Source organism: Oleiphilus sp. HI0123 (genome assembly GCF_001635315.1).
In genome coordinates this window covers 1-738 of sequence record NZ_LWGE01000726.1, presented here as the reverse complement: position 1 = coordinate 738, position 738 = coordinate 1, and the positions used below count along the sequence as shown (strand labels likewise).

General features: G+C 43.9%; 1 protein-coding gene. It reads right to left on the bottom strand.

From position 1 onward, the window contains the following. Window positions 1-724: alpha/beta fold hydrolase (locus tag A3761_RS06470; RefSeq protein WP_197472900.1), on the bottom strand; the 724-nt coding region annotated here is incomplete at its 3' end. Window positions 725-738: the final 14 nt, after the last annotated feature.

Below are 738 nucleotides of genomic sequence, written 5' to 3'. Positions count from 1 at the left end.
CGGTTACGGCGCGCGATGGTTTTTCCAGACCATAAAAGTCTTGAACAATTTCAGTGATAACGCCTGAGGGTTGTATGTATTTGCTGAATATATCCATGCCAGACGTTGTGGCATAGTTAAGTATCCATGGTAACTCTTGTTGGAATCCTTTAGGGCTAATTAGTACAAGCTTATCCAATTTTTCGGGGTGCTGCAGACCCGCGTACTGTGCGGCCAAATAACCGGAGTAGGAACTGCCAATAAGCGAAAATTTATTTATGCCAAGATCTTCAATAAAGTATTCAAGTGTGTGGACAATGTAATCGCTCGATAAATTTTCGGCGCAAGTGTCTGTACTATCAGAAACACAGTGTGGTGCGCCAGTAAGCCCTGATCCTGGCAGGTCTATTGCGATCAATCTAAAGTCATTACTCAGAATGTCGATCCAATCCTCCCAAGCATGAAGTGAGGAAAGTTCGCTGTGAAGTAGAAGTATTACAGGGCCTTCGCCTACGTCGCGATAATGGATTTTTGTATTAAAGTCGTTTTCGATCCACTGGGAGTCACTATAACTATACTTGCTCGTAATGTACCAGTCAGGTAGCTCGGAAAAGCCAAGAAAATTAGACAAGGAGGTCGAAGATTGAGACGCCTGCTTGATGTTTGCGCAGCCGCCTAGACTTAGGGCGAAGGTAAATGTCAATAGGACAAAAGCAAGCCTAATGCGGTAAAAAAGACGTTCCACTATACGTATCCATC